Genomic DNA, 18,005 nt, shown 5'->3' on the forward strand with positions numbered 1-18,005 from the left:
TTGTGGTCCGTGGGTAGAGACTATAGGCGGGCGGGATCAATCGGCCAGCGGACGCCGCTCCGCCCAGGCCAGCAGGGCGTCCAGCGCCGGGCACAGGGCCTGGCCCCAATCCGTCAGGCCGTATTCCACCTTGGGCGGCACCTGGTGGTGGACGATGCGGCGCACGATGCCGTCCCCCTCCATCTGGCGCAGCTGCTGGATCAGCATTTTCTGCGAGATGCCCGGAAGCGCGCGCTCCAGGTCCGAGAAGCGCCGCAATTGGTAGCCGAACAGATGGAACAGGATCAGCAGCTTCCACCGTCCCTCCAACATGCGGAAAGCCTGCTCCACCCCCTCGGCCGCGGTGACGGGGGTATGGTCGGGCTTGCTGAGGCGATCACTAACCAAAAGGTTGGTACCTTACTTTTTAGTGGGTTCTTGTTCTTTTCTCAGTCTATGGACACGTTCCTTCCAGCGCAACCAAGCCGAAGGAAGGAACATGATGTCCCTGACCCTGCCATCCCCCATCGCCGCTTATTTCGCGGCGGACAAGGCCGGCGCCGACGCCGTGGCCGCCTGCTTCACCGCCCAGGCGGTGGTGAAGGACGAGGGCCATACCCATCACGGCCCCGCCGCCATCGCCGCGTGGAAGACGGCCGCGTCGGCCAAATATAACTACACCAGCACGCCCATCGCGATGGAGGAGGCGGAGGGCCGGGTGGTCGTCACCAGCCACGTCGCCGGCGATTTCCCCGGCAGTCCGATAGCCTTGCGCTACGCCTTCGTGGTTGAGGGCGGCAGGATCGCCAGCCTGGAGATCACGCCATGAGCTTCGACCTGGGATTGGCCGGCCGGCGGGCGCTGGTCACCGGCGGCACCAAGGGCGTGGGCGCCGCCGTCGTCGCCACTCTGCGGGAAAACGGCGCCCGGGTGATGACCACGGCGCGGTCCCTGCCCGAGACGCCCGAGCCGGGCGTGTTGTACGAGGCCGCCGACGTCGCCACGGCCCAGGGCTGCGCCGCCGTGGCTCAGGCGGCGCTCGACCGGCTGGGCGGCGTGGACATCCTGGTCAATGTGGTGGGCGGGTCCACGGCGCCGGGCGGCGGCTTCGCCGCCCTGGACGACGACATCTGGATGCGGGAACTGAACCTGAACCTCATGGCCGCCGTCCGCCTGGACCGGGCGCTGCTGCCCAGCATGGTCGCACGCGGCGATGGCGTCATCATCCACGTCACCTCCATCCAACGCGCCTTGCCCCTACCGGAATCGACCACGGCCTACGCCGCCGCCAAGGCCGCCCTGTCGACCTACAGCAAGAGCCTGTCGAAGGAGGTGACGCCCAAGGGCGTGCGCGTGGTCCGCGTCTCCCCCGGCTGGGTGGAGACGGAGGCCGCCGTTGCCCTTGCCGACCGCCTGGCCCGGGATGCGGGCACGGATTATGAGGGCGGCAAGGCCATCATCATGAAGGCCCTGGGCGGCATCCCGCTGGGCCGTCCCAGCAAGCCGCGGGAAGTGGCGGACCTGATCGCCTTCCTCGTCTCGTCCCGTGCCGCCGCCATCAGCGGCACGGAATACACCATCGACGGCGGCACGGTGCCGACCGCCTGAGCCGTCAGGGCGCGATGGCATCCAGCTCGGTCATCACCCCATCCGACAGCCACAGTTCGGCCGCGGCCAGGTTCTGCCGCAGATGGGCGACGGAGGAGGTGCCGGGAATCAGCAGGATGTTGGGCGAACGGCGCAGCAGCCAGGCCAGGGCCACCTGCATCGGCGTGGCGCCCAGACGGGCCGCCACGTCGGACAGGGTCGACGACTGCAGGGGGCTGAAGCCACCCAGCGGGAAAAAGGGCACATAGGCGATGCCGTCGCGGGCCAGGTCGTCGATCAGGGCATCGTCAGCGCGGTGGGCCAGGTTGTACAAGTTCTGCACGCAGGCGATGCGGCAGATGCCACGCGCTTCCGCGATCTGCGCCGCCGTCACGTTGCTGAGCCCGATGTGGCGGATCAGGCCCTGCTGCTGAAGCTCCGCCAGCACCGTCAGGGGCGCCGCGATGGAGCCCTCGGCGGGACCGTGCACGTCGAACATGGCCCGGAAGTTCACCACCTCCAGCACGTCCAGGCCCAGGTTGCGCAGATTGTCGTGCACGGACTGGATCAGCTGTTCGCGGGAGAAGGCCGGGTTCCAGGAGGCGTCGGCCCCGCGTTCGGCGCCGACCTTGGTGGCGATCACCAGATGATCGGCATAGGGGTGCAGCGCCTCGCGGATCAGCTGGTTGGTGACATGGGGGCCGTAGATGTCGCTGGTGTCGATATGGTTGACGCCGGAGTCGACGGCGGCGCGCAATACGGCCAACGCCGCGTCGCGGTCCTTGGGCGGGCCAAACACCCCGGGCCCGGCCAGTTGCATGGCGCCGTAACCCATGCGGTTCACGCTGCGGTCGCCAAGGGTGTAGGTGCTGGTGCTCATGAGCGGCATCCCTGCTGGGGTGTGAAGATGCAGTAGAGATAAGCGTCCGCCGCCTGTACGATAATCGGGCACAGTCAGAACGGGTTGTTCGGGAAAGCGAACAATGAAAATCGATCTTGGGGACCTGAACGCCTTTGTCACGGTGGCGCGCGCCCGCGGCTTCCGCGATGGCGCGCGGGCCAGCGGCGCCAGCGCCTCCGGCCTCAGCGAGGCCGTCAGCCGGCTGGAGGCGCAGATGGGCGTGCGGCTGCTGAACCGCACGACGCGCAGCGTGGTCCCCACCGAGGCGGGACAGCGCCTGCTGGAACGGTTGGGGCCGGCCTTGACCGAGGTGGAAACGGCGTTGGACGTGGTCAACAACTTCCGCGACCGGCCGGTGGGCACCCTGCGCCTGAACGTGCCCATCAGCGCCGCGCGCCTGGTGCTGCCGGCCATCGTGCCGCGCTTCCTGGCCGCCTATCCCGACATCGAGATGGAGGTGATCGCCGAGGACAGTTTCGTCGATCTGCTGGCGGTGGGCTGCGACGCCGGCATCCGCTATGGCGAGCGGCTGGAGCAGGACATGATCGCCGTGCCCATTGGTCCGCGCGTGCAGCGCTTCGCCACCGCCGCGTCCCCCGCCTATCTCGACCACCACGGCCGGCCCCAGCACCCGCGCGACCTGCTGCGCCACGCTTGCCTGCACGGGCGCTTCTCCAACAGGCCGGCACCGCTCTGGGAGTTCGAACGGGATGGGGAGACGGTGCAGGTCGACCCCAAAGGCCCCTTGCAGGTCAGCATCGGCACCGCCACCGACCTGGCGGTGGAAGCGGCCATCGCCGGGATGGGCATCATCCTGCTGTTCGAGGACTGGTTGCGCCCGCATCTGGACAGCGGCGCCCTGGAACCGGTGCTGGAGCCGTGGTGGCTGAGCTTCCCCGGGCCTTTCCTGTATTACCCCGGCCGCCGTCTGGTGCCGGCCCCCTTGCGCGCCTTCATCGACTTCATCAAGGAGCCGATGGGGTGAGGGCCAGCGCCGCCCGGCCAGAGGTTGGCCCGCTTTGATCGAGCATTTCGGGGCGGTGTTGTCCGATGAAGATAAGGAAACGCTGCGCCTGTGCCGCCAGCTTCGGAACAAGTTACTCCACAGCGATTTCCGCGCGGCGCGGGACAAGCTGAGCGAGTTGGGTATTGCATCGTCGCCCGGCGGCGTCGTGAAGATAAATCTGCCGGTGGTGATCGCCGCAGAGGTTGCGGCGAAGATTGAAGCGGCGGAGGCCGGCGTAGAAGGCGTGGGGGTAGCCGACACACTGTCCACGGACGCAGGTAGCGTATTCGGATGGTTCCTTGAAGCGGCGCAATCCGGCGACTTTGCCAAGGCGGGAGCCGCCTTCAAAGTCGCCCGTGAATGATTTCTAAGCCGTTGGCCGACCATGGTGTTTGGCTGGTAGTGCTGTAATCGAATTTGCAGGAAAGAGGGGGCTTGGCCTCCGCTTTCTTGCAATTTGGGGATCCCCTTTTGGGCCATTTCGTGATTCGATTCCCCCTGTGAACAGCGGTGGGAACAGGCCATGTCACGACCCCGGGACACCCGACAGAAAGACCTTCTGCGTCCAGCCCTGGACCAGATCATCGACCTGAAGCACCCACTGGTGGTGCTGTCGGGCAAGATCGACTGGGGCTTTCTGGAACAGCGCTTGGGTGGGGTCTATGGCGGCGGACCAGGCCAGCCGCCGTTGCCGGTCCGGCTGATGGCGGGCCTGCTGATCCTGAAGCACATGCACAACCTGTCGGATGAGGTGCTGACCGCCCGCTGGGCGGAGAACCCCTATTTCCAGTTCTTCTGCGGCGAGGAGGTCTTCCGCCACGACCTGCCCTTCGACCGGTCGTCGCTGTCCCGTTGGCGCCAGCGCCTGGGCGAGGAGCGGCTGGCCGCGCTGATCCAGGAGAGCCTGCGGGTGGCCCAGGCCACCGGCGCGCTCAGCACCCGCGACTTGGCGCGCGTGGCGGTGGACACCACCGTCCAGCCCAAGGCCGTCGCCCACCCCACCGACGCCCGCCTGACCCACAAGGCCATCGAGAAGCTGGTCGCCTTCGCCAAGGACAACGGCCTCACGCTGCGCCAGAGCTATCTGCGCGTGGCCAAGAAGGCCGCCATCATGGTCGGCCGCTACACCCACGCCCACCAACACAAGCGCGCCAACCGGGAACTAAAGTTCCTGCGCACCCGTCTGGGCCGCCTCATCCGTGACATCAACCGCAAGGTCGCCGCCAAGGGAGGCGCCGAGGCCCCAGACCTCCTGGCCCGCTACGGCCCCTTACGTGACCTGGCCATCAAGGTCAGCATGCAGACCCAGCGCCAGCGCGGGCAGAAAGTCTACTCCCTCCACGCCCCCGAGGTCGAATGCATCGGCAAGGGCAAGGCCCGCGCCCCCTACGAGTTCGGCTGCAAGGTCAGCGTCGCCGTCCCCATCACCAAGCCCAAGGGCGGCCTCTTCGTCCTCCACGCCCAGGCCCTGCACACCAACCCCTTCGACGGCCACACCCTGGCCAAGGCCGTCGCCGACATCAAAGCCAACACTGGACGCGAGCCGGACCGCGTCCACGTCGACAGGGGCTATCGCGGCCATGACCATCCCAACAAGTTCAAGGTCTGGATCACAGGCCAGGTCCGCAGGACTACCACCGCCATCAAACGGGAGATGAAGCGCCGCGCCGCCATCGAGCCCATCATCGGCCACCTCAAGGCCGAGCACCGCATGGGACGGAACTACCTCAAGGGACGCCACGGCGACCGTATCAATGCCGTCCTCGCAGCCGCTGGCTTCAACTTCCACCTCCTCGTCAGGTGGTTCCAGGACCTTTGGCGTGCCCTGCTCTGCGCTCTCCAAATCCAAAACGAAATGACCCTGATCAGCTCAAATTGAACCGGTCAGGGCCATTCTTCACGGGCGACTTCAAAAGCGCAGCAAAAATAGTCGATAGGCTGGCCAGTCTCGATGGGACGTAAGCATTTGATACCCCGATTAGAGGGCCAGATAAAAGGCCGCACATTGCGGCTCGGTCGGTCGATTGTTTTTGCTTGGATTTTCGCCGATCCGGCAATGTGCGATCTCGGGGCGCAATGCGTGCTGTGCCATCAACCTATTGCCCAATAACGACTTTCTGCACAGTTGCCGTCGGCGTTAGCCGAGCTGCTGCATCGAATCCGGTTTTATCGTTGAGCGCCACATGGTAAGTTACATGTAACCAGGCTGGGGAACCGAGTCATGGCATCGGCGCGAGGCGCTAAGCCCACCAAGATTAAGGTGCAGGAGCACCGCGACCGGCTGCGCGCCCAGGGCTTGCGGCCGATCCAAATTTGGGTGCCGGACGTGCGCGCGTCCTCCTTCCGGGCCGAGGCGCACCGGCAATCTCTGGCCGTGGCGTCGAGCGCCCACGCGGCCGAGGATCAGGCGTTCATCGACGCGGTGTCCGACTGGGATGGTGAATGAGGCGGGGCGACGTCTGGACCGTCTCCGGCGGCAAGGACTATGCGGGCAAACCGCGCCCCGTCGTCATCGTGCAGGACGACGCCTTCGACGCGACGGACTCTATCACGATCTGCGCCTTCACCACGGACCCGACCGACGCGCCCCTGTTCCGGCTGCCGGTGGAGCCGAACGAGCGCAATGGCCTGCGTTCCTCCTCCCGGCTGATGGTGGACAAGATCACCACCGTCCCTAAATCCAAAATCGGCGAGCGAATCGGCCGGCTGGACGACGACGATGTGGTTCGGCTCAACCAGGCTGTAATGGTGTTCCTCGGCTTGGCGGTGTCGCCGAGAACGGGCCGGAAAGGGGAATGACGGACGGCGCCACGACCAAGGCGTATCGCGGCGCAATCAAACCGACGGCAAGCGGCGTAAACTCAGTGCCCACTCAGGGACTGAAATGGCGGAGGGGATGGGATTCGAACCCACGATACGGTTTTGGCCGTATACCCGCTTTCCAGGCGAGCGCCTTCAACCACTCGGCCACCCCTCCGTCCGGAATGGGGCGGGACCATATAGAGACACGCGCCCCTCGGCAAGGGTCTTTTCATACCATCCCGCGCAAGGCTGATTTTTCCCCGGATGGCTCAGCCTTCGCCCGCTTCGGCCCCGTCCCGCACGGGCTTAACCCGCTCGCCAAACAGGGCGGTGCCGACGCGCACCTGGGTCGCCCCCATGCGCACCGCCAGGTCGTAGTCGCCGCTCATGCCCATGGATACCTCGGCCAAGCCGGCCTTGCGCGCCAGGCCGGCCAGCAGGGCGAAGTGCATGGCCGGCTCTTCCTCCGCCGGCGGGATGGCCATCAGGCCGGCGATCTCCAGCCCGTGGGTGTCGCGGCAGGCGGCCAGGAAGGCGGGCACGTCGGCCGGGGCGATGCCGGCCTTCTGCGGCTCCTCGCCCGTGTTCACCTCCACCAGCAGGCGCGGCCGGCGGCCCTGGCGCTTGATCTCGGCGGCCAGCGCCTCGGCCAGGCGCTCGCGGTCCACGGTCTGGATGACATCGAACAGGGCGACGGCGTCCTTGACCTTGTTGGTCTGCAGCGGGCCAATCAGGTGCAGTTCCACGTCGGGGTAGTCGGCCTTGAGCTCCGTCCATTTGGCCTTGGCCTCCTGCACGCGGTTCTCGCCGAACACCCGCTGGCCGGCCTCAAGCGCGGCTCGGATCTTCTCCACCGGCTGCACCTTGGACACGGCCACGAGGCGGACGGCGGCCGGATCGCGGCCCACGCCGCGGGCGGCACCCTCGATGACGCCGCGCACGGTGGCGAGGCGGGTGGCGACGTCGGCGTCCGCGGGCGGGGCGGGCGGGGCGGGGGGCTTGCTGGCGCGGGTCATGATGGGGCCACGGTTGTGTATGGGCGGTTGTGCGCGGACGGGATCAACGGTAAAGCGTGGCCCAGGCATGATCCGGGGGAGCGGTCGGGCCCGGGCACGCGCGACTTTCCTGCGCCGCGCCGGCCAAGGCAAGGCTCCCGTATCGACAACCGCCGCCTATATCACTTGTCCCGTCGCATTCCAGGACACGGAAGCCCACCGATGACCCGCCGCATCCCCGTCGCCCTCTGCGCCGCCGTCGCCCTGCTGGCGCCCCCGCACGCGGCCCGGGCCGAGGTCGACTACCACCTGTCGGGCGTGGCCCAGGGCGGGGTGGTGGGCACCGACCGGCCGGCGGCGGGTGACGGCCATTGGGACGCCGCCGGCGCCTATGCCGTCACCGGCAGCGTGGAGACGGTGACCGACAGCGGCGTCACCTACGGCGCCCTGCTGCGCGTCGGCTCCGGCAACACCGGGCGCAGCACCGACCGGCCGGGCAACGCCGACCGCGAGGGGATCGGTATCGACCAGGCCTATGTCTACGCCTCCGGCGGCTGGGGCAAGGTGCGCCTGGGCCAGAGCTGGGGCGCGTCGGAGCGGGCGACGGACCTGTTGCCCCTGCTGGTGGGCGGGGAGATGGACGGCTTCTGGACGCAAAGCGCGCGGGTGCGGCCGCCGGGCATGGCCCTGGGCCGCGCCTATGCCGGCCGCGACAGCGACGATGCCGCCAAGGTGGACTATGAGACGCCGCGCCTGTTCGGCCTGAAAGCCGGCGTCTCCTTCGCGCCCGAACGCCGGGCCTTCGGCCAGGACATCGTGGCGCCCTACGCCATCCCGGCGGAGACCGATTTCTGGGAAGGGGCCCTGAACTATCGCGGCGACTGGGGCCCCACCCAGTATGAGGTGGGCGTGGCCTACAACCACGCCAATGCCGCCCACAGCTGGCTGCGGGACACCTCCACCGTCACCCTGGCCGGCGGCCTGACCTACGGCGGCTTCACCGTCGGCGCCGTGCTGTTCGACGACGGCGACAGCGGCCTGCTGCGCGATCGCCCGGCCGATGGGCCGGGCGCGACCCGGGGCGCCACCCTGCAGGGCACCTATGAGAATGGCCCCTATGGCCTGACCCTGTTCTGGCACGGCAGCGAGACGGAGAACTGGACCACCTATCGCGCCTACGGCCTGGGCCTGTCATGGAAGGTGCGGGGCGACACCACCCTGGGCCTGGACCTCATCCATTGGACGGCCGACCTGGAAAGCGGCAACCCGGCCGCGATGGCGGACCAGTCCAGCCCCCACCCGACAGGTAACGTGGCCAGCGCCGTGGTAGAATTCCGTTTCTAGGTTTTCCGCCCACCGCCACCAGCACCCGCTGCCACAATGCCCACCGCCACAACGCCCGCTGCCCGCGACGCGCCGTCCCTCTGGCCGGCCTTGCGTCCCAGCGGCTTTTTTGATCTAAGGAACCGTTCTCGTGACCCTGGGTGACAATCACATGCCGTCGCGCTCCGCTTTCCTCATTGGCCGCTCCCTCCTGGTTGCCGGACTTCTGCTTTCCACGTCCGCTTGTTCCTGGCTGGGCTGGGGCGATGACGACGACAACGCGAAGGCGGCACCCAAGCCCGTCTCGATCCTCATGCGCCAGAACACCTCTGGCCCGGTCGGCACGTCCAACACCGCCGTGCAGGTGGTGGGCCCGACGGTCAACGCCTTCCTGTGGCGCGCGTCGCTGGACACCATCGGATTCCTGCCGCTGGTTTCGGCCGACCCCTACACCGGCGTGATCATAACCGACTGGTACAGCCCGCCCAGCACCCCGGGCGAGCGGTTCAAGATCAACCTGTACGTCCTGGACAGCACGCTCCGCGCCGACGGCGTGCGCGTGACCGTGTTCCGCCAGGTCGACCAGAACGGCCAGTGGCGCGACGCCACCGTGGCCGCCGAAACCAACAGCCAGCTTGAGGACACCGTCCTCACCCGGGCGCGCCAGCTGCGCATCCAGCAGGCCCCCCCGAAGTAAGCTGATCCATCGCCGGCGGGCGACTGTCTCCTCTCGCAACGCCCCGGCGCCCGCCGGGAGGGGGTGACGCCCCGGCCCCCTCCGGGCTGATGGCCGGCGCGACACCCGAGAGAAGGCGGTTTTTCCATGTCCCGGTACAATGTCAGGGAAAACGAGGCGAAGTGGCAGTCGGCCTGGGCCGACCGGAACAGCTTCGCCGTTTCCGCGGACCCTGCCCGGCCGAAGTATTTCGTCCTGGAGATGTTCCCCTATCCCTCGGGGCGCATCCACATGGGCCACGTCCGCAACTACACCATCGGCGACGTGATCGCCCGCTACAAGCGGGCCAAGGGCTTCAACGTCCTGCATCCCATGGGCTGGGACGCCTTCGGCCTGCCGGCGGAGAACGCGGCGCTGGAACGCAACGTCCACCCCGGCAAGTGGACGTACGAGAACATCGCCACCATGCGCGGCCAGTTGCAGTCGATGGGCCTGGCCATCGACTGGAACCGGGAGATCGCCACCTGCCGCCCGGAATATTACCGGCACGAGCAGAAGATGTTCCTGGACTTCCTGAAGGCCGGCCTGGCCTATCGCAAGGAAAGCTGGGTCAACTGGGATCCCGTCGACAACACCGTGCTGGCCAATGAGCAAGTGGTGGACGGCCGCGGCTGGCGCACCGGCGCGCTGGTGGAAAAGCGCAAGCTGTCGCAGTGGTTCCTGAAGATCACCCACTTCGCCGACGACCTGCTGTCGGCCCTGGCCACGCTGGACCGCTGGCCGGAAAAGGTGCGGATCATGCAGGAGAACTGGATCGGCAAGTCCACCGGCCTGCGCTTCCGCTTCCAGCTGGCCGCCCCGGCGGGCGTCACCCCCAACGTGTTTCCGGGCGAGCCCGAGGTCGAGGTGTTCACCACCCGGCCCGACACCCTGTTCGGCGCCAGCTTCGTCGGCATCTCCCCCAACCATCCCATCGCCTTGGCGCTGGCGGAGAAGAACCCGGCCGTGGCCGAGTTCATCGCCGACTGCAACCGCGTCGGCACCTCGGAAGAGGCGATCGAGACGGCGGAGAAGAAGGGCTATGACACCGGCATCACCGCCGAGCATCCCTTCGTGCCCGGCTGGAAGCTGCCGGTCTACATCGCCAACTTCGTGCTGATGGAATACGGCACCGGCGCCATCTTCGGCTGCCCGGCGCACGACCAGCGCGACCTGGACTTCGCCCGCAAGTACGGCCTGAAGGTCACCCCCGTGGTGGTGCCCGAGGGGGAGGATCCGGCCACCTTCGACGTGGGCACCGAGGCGTACACCGGCCCCGGCCTGCTGCGTAACTCACAGTTCCTGGACGGCATGGATGTGGAGGCCGCCAAGCAGGCGGCTGGCGAGCGCATCGAGGCCATGGGCCGCGGTCAGCGCACCACCATCTTCCGCCTGCGCGACTGGGGTGTGTCGCGCCAGCGCTACTGGGGCTGCCCCATCCCGGTCATCCACTGCCCCAGCTGCGGCCTGGTGCACGTGCCGGAGGACCAGCTGCCCGTCACCCTGCCGGACGACGTGACCTTCGACCAGCCGGGCAACCCGCTGGACCGCCACCCGACCTGGAAGCACGTGGCCTGTCCCACCTGCGGCACGGCGGCGGTGCGCGAGACCGACACCTTCGACACCTTCATCGAGTCGAGCTGGTATTTCCTGCGCTTCGCCAGCCCGCGCGTGGAGGGCCAGGCCTTCAATCGCGAGGAGGCGGCCTACTGGCTGCCGGTCGACCAGTACATCGGCGGCATCGAGCATGCGGTGCTGCACCTGCTGTACGCCCGCTTCTGGACACGCGCCCTGTCCCATGTCGGCTACACCGACCTGAAGGAGCCGTTCGAGGGCCTGTTCACCCAGGGCATGGTGACCCACGCCACCTACCAGGACGCGGAGGGCAAGTGGCTGCTGCCGTCCGACGTGGACGTGGTGGACGGCAAGTCGGTGCAGCGCGAGGGCGGCGGCCCGGTGACCGTCGGCCCCATCATCAAGATGTCGAAGTCCAAGAAGAACGTGGTGGACCCGGCGCACATCATCGACACCTACGGTGCCGACGCCGCCCGCCTGTTCATGCTGTCCGACAGCCCGCCGGACCGCGACCTGGAATGGACCGAGGCCGGCATCGATGGCGCCTGGCGCTTCATCAACCGCCTGTGGCGCCTGGTGACGGAGCCGTCCGTGGCCCTGCCGCCCGCCGGCACGCCCATCCCGGCCGAGCTGTCGCCGCTGGCCACCGACGCGCGCCGCATGGTGCACAAGACCGTGGCCGCCATCGGCGAGGACCTGGAACGCTTCCGCTTCAACAAGGCCGTGGCCCGCATCCGCGAGTTGTCCAACGCGCTGGAGAAGCTGGACGCCAAGGCGGGCGCCGATGCCCAGAACATTCAAGAGGGTGACGCCGCCGTGCTGCGCGAGGGGCTGGAGGTGCTGGTGCGCCTGATCGGCCCGATGATGCCGCACCTGGCTGAGGAGTTGTGGTCCGTGCTGGGTCATGACACCCTGCTGGTCAATTCGGTCTGGCCGGTGGCGGATGAGGCCCTGGCCACCGAGGACACCGCCACCGTGGCGGTGCAGGTGAACGGCAAGCTGCGCGCCACCCTGCACCTGCCCAAGGACATCGCCAAGGAAGAGGCCGAGGCGCTGGCCCTGGCGGAGCCCAACGTGCAGCGCGCCCTGGAGGGAAAGCCCGTGCGCAAGGTCATCGTCGTGCCCAACCGGGTGATCAATGTTGTCGTCTGACGGCGTCCTCAAGATCGCCGTCCGCAAGGCGGTGGTGGGTGCGATCCTGGTGGCGGGGCCCCTGGCCCTGTCCGCCTGCGGCTTCCACACCGTCTATGGCGACCACAGCCTGTCGGGCAAGCCCTCGACGCGCGGGCAGATGCAGTCGGTGTCGATCGACATCATCCCCGACCGCGTCGGCCAAATCCTGCGCAACAACCTGATCGACCGGTTCTACCAGGACGGCGGCCGGCCGGCGAAGCCTGACTACCGCCTGAACGTGCGCCTGAATTCCAACAAGGAAGATCTGGGCATCCAGCGCGACGCCACCGCCACCCGCGCCCGCCTGCACGTCCTGGCCGATTACCAGCTGATCGACATCAAGACGGGCAAGACGCTGTACCGCACATCCAGCCGGTCTATCGTCAGCTACGACATCTCCGAAGCGCAATACTCCACCATGGTCACGGAACAGGACGCCTATGACCGCGCCCTGACTGAGGTGGCGGAGGAAATCACCACCCGCCTGGCGCTGTACTTCGACCGCGGGTCGGTGGTTCAGGCGACCAAGGACCAGTAAGCCCTTTTGCATCAATCGCGTGCATGGGCCGCCTCCGCCCCGGGGCGGCCCTTTCCGCTCCCGGGAGGCGTCCTTGAAGGTTCAGCCCCGCAACGCCGACGGTTTCTGCAAAAGCCCGCCCGCCGGCATCGTCGCCGTGCTGGTCTATGGCCCCGACACCGGCCTGGTGCGTGAACGCGGCCAGGCCCTGTCGCGCGCCGTCGTCAGCGACCTGCAGGACCCTTTCCGCGTCAGCGACCTGAAGGCTGACCAGATCAGCGGCGACGGCGCCCGCCTGAATGACGAAATGGCCGCCATGGCCCTGACCGGCGGCCGGCGGCTGGTGCGGGTGCGCGACGCCGACGAGTCGGTCACCGTGGCCTTCCAAGCCCTGCTGAAGCAGCCACCCGGCGGCGACACCTTGTGCGTGGTGGAGGCGGGCGATCTCGGCAAATCCAGCAAGCTGCGCGCCTTGTTCGAGTCGGATGACAAGGCCGCCGCCATCGCCTGCTATGTGGAGGAGGAGGGGGAGCTGGCGGTCACCATCGGCCGCATCCTGGGGGAGCATAAGCTGACCATCGACACCGACGCCCGCGACTGGCTGGCCGCCAATTTGGTGGGTGACCGCGCCGTGGCCCGGGGGGAGGTGGACAAGCTGGCCATCTATATGATGGGCGCCAGCCGCGTGACGCTGGAGGACGTGCGCACCGTCATCGGCGACAGCGCCGCCCTGGACATGGATGAGCCGGCCCTGGCCGCCGCCGACGGCGACATCGCCGGCATCGACCGGGCGCTGGGCCGCCTGTTCGGGGAGGGGACCAGCCCCGTGCCCATCCTGCGCAGCGCCCAGCGCCATTTCCAGCGCCTGCAGATGGCTGTCTACCACACCACGCGGGGGCAGACGGCGCAGCAGGCGGTGAAGGCCCTGCGGCCGCCGGTGTTCTTCAAGATGGAAAACCAGATGACCAACCAGGTGCGGCGCTGGACCCTGCCCAACCTGGCCCTGGCCCTGGACCGCCTGATGGATGCGGAGGCTGACTGCAAGCGCACCAACATGCCGGATGAGACCTTGTGCGCCCGGGCCTTTTTCCAGGTGGCGCAGCTCGCCCGCCGATCAGGCAACTGAATCCCATATCAACAAAAAACGCCGCCAGTGACAGCACTGACGGCGTTTTTTCATGCCTGTACCCCTGCGCGAGATCTCAGTGTTGGTGCTTCAGCCGCGCCAGAAGGCCATCCAGCTGGTCCAGGTTGCTGTAATGCACGGTCAGGCTGCCCGCCTGGCCCTTGGCCTTCAACGCCACCTTGAGGCCCAGCTCGGCCGCCAGTTCCTTTTCCAGCGCCAGGGTATCGGCCGTCTTGGGCGCGGGCGCGAGGCGGGCCGCGGGGTTGGCGGCGTCCTTCACCAGCTGTTCCGTCTGGCGGACGTTCAGGCCGCGCTTCACCACTTCACGGGCCAAGCCCAGGGGATCGGCAGCGGTCAACAGGGCGCGGGCGTGGCCCATGGTCAGGCTGCCGTCCTGCACCAGCGCCTTCACCGCGTCGGGCAGGGCCAGCAGGCGCAGCATGTTGGCCACGTGGCTGCGGCTCTTGCCCACGGCGCGGGCCAGATCCTCCTGCGTGTGCTGGAATTCATCCATCAGGCGCTGGAAGCCCTCGGCCTCTTCCAGGGGCGTCAGGTCCTGGCGCTGGATGTTTTCCACCAGCGCGATTTCCAACGCCTCGCGGTCGGTCAGCGACCGCACCACCACCGGCACCTCGTGCAGGCCCGCCAGCTGGGCGGCGCGCCAGCGGCGCTCACCCGCGATGATCTCGTAGCGGGCGTTGCCGCCAGCCGGCGCTTCCTCGACCTTGCGCACCAGGATGGGCTGCAGCACGCCGCGCTCGCGGATGCTGTCCACCAGGCTGCGGATGGCCTCTTCATCGAAGTGGCGGCGCGGCTGATAGCGCCCGGGGTGCAGCAGCTCGATGGGCAGGGCGCGGGGCGGGCGGCCCTTTTCCACCGGCTCCTGCTCGTCCGCCACCTCGGCAAACAGCGCGGACAGGCCGCGCCCCAGGTTGCTGCGCTTCTTCATTTCATCCATGGACTGACTGCCGGTTACGCTCACGCTTCAAAACCTCTCCCGCCAAATGAATATAGGCCTGCGCGCCCGCCGACTTCAGGTCGTAGAGCAGCACGGGCTTGCCGTGGCTGGGCGCCTCGGAGACGCGGACATTGCGGGGAATGACCGTCTCGTACACTTTCTCGCCGAAGAAGCCGCGCACGTCGGCGGCCACCATGTCGGACAGGTTGTTGCGCCGGTCGAACATGGTCAGCACCACGCCCTGGATCTCCAAAGCCGGATTGAAGGTGCGCTTCACCCGCTCGATGGTGCGGATCAGCTGCGACAGGCCTTCCAGGGCATAGAACTCGCACTGCAACGGCACCAGCACCGAATTGGCCGCCGCCAGGGCGTTGAGGGTCAGCAACCCCAGGGCTGGTGGGCAGTCGATCAAGATGTAGTCATAGTCGGCGGCCGCGCCAGTCAGCGCGTCACGCAGGCGGAACTCGCGCCGCTCCAGCTCCACCAGTTCCAGCTCCGCGCCCGATAGGTCGGCCGAGGCGGTGACCACGAACAGCTTGGGGATGCTGGTGCCGCGCACCGAGGCTTGCACCGTCGTCTCGCCGAACAACAGTTCATAGGTGCCGGTGCCGCGTTCCGTGCGGCCGATGCCCAGGCCGGTGGAGGCGTTGCCCTGTGGGTCGTTGTCCACGATCAGCACGCGCTTGCCGGTGGCCGCCAGGGCCGTGCCCAGGTTGATGGTGGTCGTGGTCTTGCCCACGCCGCCCTTTTGGTTGGCAAGGGCCAGGATGCGCGCTCGCTTGGGCGCGGGGGTCGGGGCGTCAGCGGGCACGGGCGATCTCACCAAGGATAAGGATGGTCCCCGACGGGTCCGTAATGCTGGGGACTTGGGAGGCGGTCATTGTCCAGGATTGGGCGGCAAGGGTCAATTCCTCGGGGGCCGTCCTGCCCTTCAGGAAGAGGCACTTCGCACCCGGCTTCAGGAAGCGGTTGCCCCAGTCCAACAGCTCCGGCAACGCCGCCAGGGCGCGGGCCGTGACCACGTCGGCCGCGATCTCCGGCGCCTGTTCGATGCGTTGGGCGTGGACGGTCACCTGCGTCCCCGTGGCCCGTGCCACCTCCCGCAGGAAGGTGGCCTTGCGTGTGTCGCTCTCGATCAGGTGCACGTCCGGTACGCCCAGGATGGCCATGACCAAGCCAGGAAACCCAGCGCCGCTGCCCATGTCCACCTGCGTCCGCGTACCCGGGGGCAGCAGGGCGTGCAGCTGGGCGCTGTCGGCCAGGTGGCGTTCCCAGACATCGGCCACAGTGGACTTGGCCACCAGGTTGATGGCGGGGTTCCACTTGGCCAGCAGCTGGGCATAGACGGTAAGCCGGTCCAGTGTTTCACGTGAAACATGGAATCGGGTGGCGAAATCAGCAGGGGTCATGCTGCACTCGTGGTGTCGTCGGTCTGGACCAAGCGGGCAGGGCGCTTTTTCACGTGCCGCAGCAGGGCGGTCAGCGCCGCCGGCGTCATGCCCGGGATACGGGCGGCCGCCCCCAGCGTGGCGGGGCGAACCTGGCGGAGCTTGGTACGAATTTCGGCGGATAGCGACGCGATGGCATCCACATCCAGGTCCGCCGGCAGGGCCAGCGCCTCATCGCGACGGAAAGCGCGAATGTCCGCTTCCTGCCGGTCGAGATAGCCGGCGTAGCGCCCGTCGATCTCCACCTGCTCGGCGATCTCCGGCGAAAATCCGTTCAGCTCCGGCCAGAGGACACCCAGCCGGGCCAAGTCGATGTCGGGATACCGCAGCAGGTCGGCGACGCTGCGGCGCACGCCATCCTGGTTGATGGTCAGGCCGTGCTTGGCCAGCTCATTGGGCGTGGCCGACAGGGTGCCGGCCAGATGGCGGGCTTGGTCCAGGGCGGCCAGCTTGGCGCCGAAGGCGGCGGCGCGCGCCTCACCCACACAGCCCAGGGAAAGCCCACGCGGGGTCAGGCGCTGGTCAGCATTGTCGGCGCGCAGCAACAGGCGGTATTCCGCCCGGCTGGTGAACATGCGGTAGGGTTCCGACGTACCCCGGGTGATCAGGTCGTCGATCATCACGCCGATGTAGGACTCGGCGCGATCCAGCACGAACGGCGCCGATCCCGACACGGCCAGGGCGGCGTTCAGCCCAGCCACCAGGCCCTGGGCCGCCGCCTCCTCATACCCTGTGGTGCCGTTGATCTGGCCCGCCAGGAACAGGCGGGGCAGGCGGCGGGTCTCCAGCGTCGGGCCCAGCTCGCGCGGGTCGACGTAGTCGTACTCGATGGCATAGCCGGCCCGAAGCATGGTGACATGCTCCAGCCCGGGGATGGCCTTCAAAATCTCCAACTGCACATCGCGGGGCAGGGAGGTGGAAATGCCGTTGGGATAGACGGTGTCATCGTCCAGGCCCTCCGGCTCCAGGAAAATCTGGTGCCGTTCCTTGTCGGCGAAGCGGACGATCTTGTCCTCCACCGACGGGCAATAGCGCGGGCCGATGCCCTCGATCTGCCCGGAATACATGGGCGCGCGGTGCAGGTTGGCGCGGATGACCTCATGCACGCGGGCGCTGGTCCAGGTGATGTGGCAGGGCACCTGCGGCGTGGTGATCTTGTCCGTGAGGTAGGAGAAGGGCGGGGGCGGATCGTCGCCCGGCTGCACCTCCAGGCTGGCCCAATCGATGGTGCGGCCGTCCAGGCGCGGCGGCGTGCCGGTCTTGAGCCGACCCAAGGGGAAGCCCACGCGCATCAGGGTGTCGGACAGGCCCAGGGCCGGCGCCTCACCCACCCGGCCGGCGGGGATCTTCTCCTCACCGATATGGATCAAGCCACGCAGGAAGGTGCCGGTGGTCAACACAACGGCACCCGCCATGACCTTCTCACCGGCGGCGGTGACGATGCCGGCCACGCGGCCATGGGCGTCGATCACCAAGTCCTCGACGGCGGCGGCCACCAGGGTCAGGTTTTCCTGCTCCGCCAGGATGGCCTGCATGGCCTGGCGGTACAGCTTGCGGTCCGCCTGGGCGCGTGGCCCACGAACCGCCGGCCCCTTGGATTTGTTCAGCACGCGAAACTGGATGCCGGCGCGATCGGTCACCCGTCCCATGACGCCGTCCATGGCGTCGATCTCACGGACAAGGTGGCCCTTGCCCAGACCACCGATGGCCGGGTTGCAGCTCATCTCCCCAACCGTGTCGAGGCGATGGGTGTATAGGGCGGTGCGGGCGCCCAGCCGCGCGGCGGCGGCGGCCGCTTCGCAGCCGGCATGGCCGGCGCCAACCACGATGACGTCATAGGTCTGCATGGCGCCGGACTTTAGGGGCGCGGACCCGACGAGTCAAAGGTCGCCAGGGGATG

Annotated in this window: 19 protein-coding genes and 1 tRNA gene; 12 read left to right on the forward strand and 8 right to left on the reverse strand. The window is 67.9% G+C overall.

All coding sequences use genetic code 11. The features are described 5' to 3' along the window. Positions 1–36 precede the first annotated feature (36 nt). Positions 37–387 carry a winged helix-turn-helix transcriptional regulator gene (locus UAJ10_RS11350; protein ID WP_322915461.1) on the reverse strand — a complete coding sequence of 117 codons (351 nt, stop codon included), beginning with the start codon at positions 385–387 and terminating at the stop codon, positions 37–39. A 91-nt stretch (positions 388–478) separates the two neighbouring features. Between UAJ10_RS11350 and UAJ10_RS11355 the strand changes: the two genes are divergently transcribed. Together UAJ10_RS11355 and UAJ10_RS11360 are read left to right on the forward strand one after the other, a co-directional pair. After that, positions 479–808, forward strand: a complete 330-nt coding sequence (locus UAJ10_RS11355; protein ID WP_246172059.1) for a nuclear transport factor 2 family protein — start codon at positions 479–481, stop codon at positions 806–808. Beyond that, positions 805–1,587 carry an SDR family oxidoreductase gene (locus tag UAJ10_RS11360; RefSeq protein WP_322915462.1) on the forward strand — a complete coding sequence of 261 codons (783 nt, stop codon included), beginning with the start codon at positions 805–807 and terminating at the stop codon, positions 1,585–1,587. Before UAJ10_RS11355 ends, UAJ10_RS11360 begins: the two co-directional genes overlap by 4 nt. A 4-nt stretch (positions 1,588–1,591) precedes the next feature. On the opposite strand, the gene UAJ10_RS11365 is transcribed toward UAJ10_RS11360, so the two are convergent. Further along, entirely contained in the window at positions 1,592–2,446 is an 855-nt protein-coding gene (locus UAJ10_RS11365) for an aldo/keto reductase family oxidoreductase (RefSeq protein WP_322915463.1), read from the reverse strand. Between the two features lie 103 nt (positions 2,447–2,549). Here UAJ10_RS11365 and UAJ10_RS11370 point away from each other — a divergent pair, with 103 nt between their 5' ends. From UAJ10_RS11370 to UAJ10_RS11390, 5 genes are all read left to right on the forward strand, one after another. Then, positions 2,550–3,452, forward strand: coding sequence for a LysR family transcriptional regulator (locus UAJ10_RS11370; RefSeq protein ID WP_322915464.1), 903 nt, complete (start codon positions 2,550–2,552; stop codon positions 3,450–3,452). Positions 3,453–3,486: 34 nt separating this feature from the next. Further along, positions 3,487–3,837 (forward strand): hypothetical protein, encoded by a 351-nt coding sequence (locus UAJ10_RS11375; protein ID WP_322915465.1) that lies wholly within the window; start codon positions 3,487–3,489, stop codon positions 3,835–3,837. 159 nt (positions 3,838–3,996) lie between these two features. Continuing rightward, positions 3,997–5,352 (forward strand): IS5 family transposase, encoded by a 1,356-nt coding sequence (locus UAJ10_RS11380; RefSeq protein WP_322915445.1) that lies wholly within the window; start codon positions 3,997–3,999, stop codon positions 5,350–5,352. A 342-nt stretch (positions 5,353–5,694) separates the two neighbouring features. Further along, positions 5,695–5,919: an antitoxin MazE family protein gene (locus UAJ10_RS11385; RefSeq protein WP_322915466.1), complete on the forward strand. Its 225-nt coding sequence runs from the start codon at positions 5,695–5,697 to the stop codon at positions 5,917–5,919. After that, positions 5,916–6,272, forward strand: coding sequence for a type II toxin-antitoxin system PemK/MazF family toxin (locus tag UAJ10_RS11390; RefSeq protein ID WP_322915467.1), 357 nt, complete (start codon positions 5,916–5,918; stop codon positions 6,270–6,272). Before UAJ10_RS11385 ends, UAJ10_RS11390 begins: the two co-directional genes overlap by 4 nt. An 86-nt stretch (positions 6,273–6,358) precedes the next feature. On the opposite strand, the gene UAJ10_RS11395 is transcribed toward UAJ10_RS11390, so the two are convergent. Together UAJ10_RS11395 and UAJ10_RS11400 are read right to left on the reverse strand one after the other, a co-directional pair. Then, positions 6,359–6,450 (reverse strand) — tRNA-Ser (locus UAJ10_RS11395). Between the two features lie 94 nt (positions 6,451–6,544). Next, a complete protein-coding gene (locus UAJ10_RS11400) occupies positions 6,545–7,291 on the reverse strand; it encodes a YggS family pyridoxal phosphate-dependent enzyme (protein ID WP_322915468.1) in 747 nt (248 codons plus the stop codon). Between the two features lie 201 nt (positions 7,292–7,492). Between UAJ10_RS11400 and UAJ10_RS11405 the strand changes: the two genes are divergently transcribed. The 5 genes from UAJ10_RS11405 (at position 7,493) to holA (ending at position 13,699) form a co-directional block, all read left to right on the forward strand. Further along, positions 7,493–8,614, forward strand: coding sequence for a porin (locus UAJ10_RS11405; protein WP_322915469.1), 1,122 nt, complete (start codon positions 7,493–7,495; stop codon positions 8,612–8,614). Positions 8,615–8,744: 130 nt separating this feature from the next. After that, complete coding sequence (locus UAJ10_RS11410; RefSeq protein WP_322915470.1) at positions 8,745–9,290, forward strand: DUF3576 domain-containing protein; 546 nt, start codon at positions 8,745–8,747, stop codon at positions 9,288–9,290. Positions 9,291–9,416: 126 nt separating this feature from the next. Next, positions 9,417–12,035, forward strand: a complete 2,619-nt coding sequence (gene leuS, locus UAJ10_RS11415; protein ID WP_322915471.1) for a leucine--tRNA ligase — start codon at positions 9,417–9,419, stop codon at positions 12,033–12,035. After that, positions 12,022–12,594 carry an LPS assembly lipoprotein LptE gene (lptE, locus tag UAJ10_RS11420; RefSeq protein ID WP_322915472.1) on the forward strand — a complete coding sequence of 191 codons (573 nt, stop codon included), beginning with the start codon at positions 12,022–12,024 and terminating at the stop codon, positions 12,592–12,594. The genes leuS and lptE overlap by 14 nt, the downstream gene beginning before the upstream one ends. A 73-nt stretch (positions 12,595–12,667) precedes the next feature. Beyond that, the gene (gene holA, locus UAJ10_RS11425) at positions 12,668–13,699 is read left to right on the forward strand and encodes a DNA polymerase III subunit delta (RefSeq protein WP_322915473.1); all 1,032 of its coding nucleotides are present in this window, start codon (positions 12,668–12,670) and stop codon (positions 13,697–13,699) included. 76 nt (positions 13,700–13,775) lie between these two features. On the opposite strand, the gene UAJ10_RS11430 is transcribed toward holA, so the two are convergent. The 4 genes from UAJ10_RS11430 to mnmG are packed head-to-tail and all read right to left on the reverse strand — an operon-like array spanning position 13,776 to position 17,952. Continuing rightward, entirely contained in the window at positions 13,776–14,657 is an 882-nt protein-coding gene (locus UAJ10_RS11430; RefSeq protein WP_322915474.1) for a ParB/RepB/Spo0J family partition protein, read from the reverse strand. Then, positions 14,650–15,468 carry a ParA family protein gene (locus UAJ10_RS11435; protein ID WP_322915475.1) on the reverse strand — a complete coding sequence of 273 codons (819 nt, stop codon included), beginning with the start codon at positions 15,466–15,468 and terminating at the stop codon, positions 14,650–14,652. Before UAJ10_RS11435 ends, UAJ10_RS11430 begins: the two co-directional genes overlap by 8 nt. Beyond that, positions 15,458–16,066, reverse strand: coding sequence for a 16S rRNA (guanine(527)-N(7))-methyltransferase RsmG (gene rsmG / locus UAJ10_RS11440; RefSeq protein ID WP_322915476.1), 609 nt, complete (start codon positions 16,064–16,066; stop codon positions 15,458–15,460). Before rsmG ends, UAJ10_RS11435 begins: the two co-directional genes overlap by 11 nt. After that, positions 16,063–17,952: a tRNA uridine-5-carboxymethylaminomethyl(34) synthesis enzyme MnmG gene (gene mnmG / locus UAJ10_RS11445; RefSeq protein ID WP_322915477.1), complete on the reverse strand. Its 1,890-nt coding sequence runs from the start codon at positions 17,950–17,952 to the stop codon at positions 16,063–16,065. The genes rsmG and mnmG overlap by 4 nt, the downstream gene beginning before the upstream one ends. Positions 17,953–18,005 lie beyond the last annotated feature (53 nt).

Source organism: Nitrospirillum guaranorum (genome assembly GCF_034653275.1).
Lineage (GTDB): Bacteria > Pseudomonadota > Alphaproteobacteria > Azospirillales > Azospirillaceae > Nitrospirillum.

Excerpts from the sequence above, each read along its gene's own strand:
- UAJ10_RS11355 (WP_246172059.1), top strand. The coding sequence starts at position 479 with ATGATGTCCCTGACCCTGCCATCCCCCATCGCCGCTTATTTCGCGGCG.
- UAJ10_RS11360 (WP_322915462.1), top strand. The coding sequence starts at position 805 with ATGAGCTTCGACCTGGGATTGGCCGGCCGGCGGGCGCTGGTCACCGGC.
- UAJ10_RS11365 (WP_322915463.1), bottom strand. The coding sequence starts at position 2,446 with ATGAGCACCAGCACCTACACCCTTGGCGACCGCAGCGTGAACCGCATG.
- UAJ10_RS11370 (WP_322915464.1), top strand. The coding sequence starts at position 2,550 with ATGAAAATCGATCTTGGGGACCTGAACGCCTTTGTCACGGTGGCGCGC.
- UAJ10_RS11380 (WP_322915445.1), top strand. The coding sequence starts at position 3,997 with ATGTCACGACCCCGGGACACCCGACAGAAAGACCTTCTGCGTCCAGCC.
- UAJ10_RS11385 (WP_322915466.1), top strand. The coding sequence starts at position 5,695 with ATGGCATCGGCGCGAGGCGCTAAGCCCACCAAGATTAAGGTGCAGGAG.
- UAJ10_RS11390 (WP_322915467.1), top strand. The coding sequence starts at position 5,916 with ATGAGGCGGGGCGACGTCTGGACCGTCTCCGGCGGCAAGGACTATGCG.
- UAJ10_RS11400 (WP_322915468.1), bottom strand. The coding sequence starts at position 7,291 with ATGACCCGCGCCAGCAAGCCCCCCGCCCCGCCCGCCCCGCCCGCGGAC.
- UAJ10_RS11405 (WP_322915469.1), top strand. The coding sequence starts at position 7,493 with ATGACCCGCCGCATCCCCGTCGCCCTCTGCGCCGCCGTCGCCCTGCTG.
- leuS (WP_322915471.1), top strand. The coding sequence starts at position 9,417 with ATGTCCCGGTACAATGTCAGGGAAAACGAGGCGAAGTGGCAGTCGGCC.
- lptE (WP_322915472.1), top strand. The coding sequence starts at position 12,022 with ATGTTGTCGTCTGACGGCGTCCTCAAGATCGCCGTCCGCAAGGCGGTG.
- UAJ10_RS11430 (WP_322915474.1), bottom strand. The coding sequence starts at position 14,657 with ATGGATGAAATGAAGAAGCGCAGCAACCTGGGGCGCGGCCTGTCCGCG.
- rsmG (WP_322915476.1), bottom strand. The coding sequence starts at position 16,066 with ATGACCCCTGCTGATTTCGCCACCCGATTCCATGTTTCACGTGAAACA.
- mnmG (WP_322915477.1), bottom strand. The coding sequence starts at position 17,952 with ATGCAGACCTATGACGTCATCGTGGTTGGCGCCGGCCATGCCGGCTGC.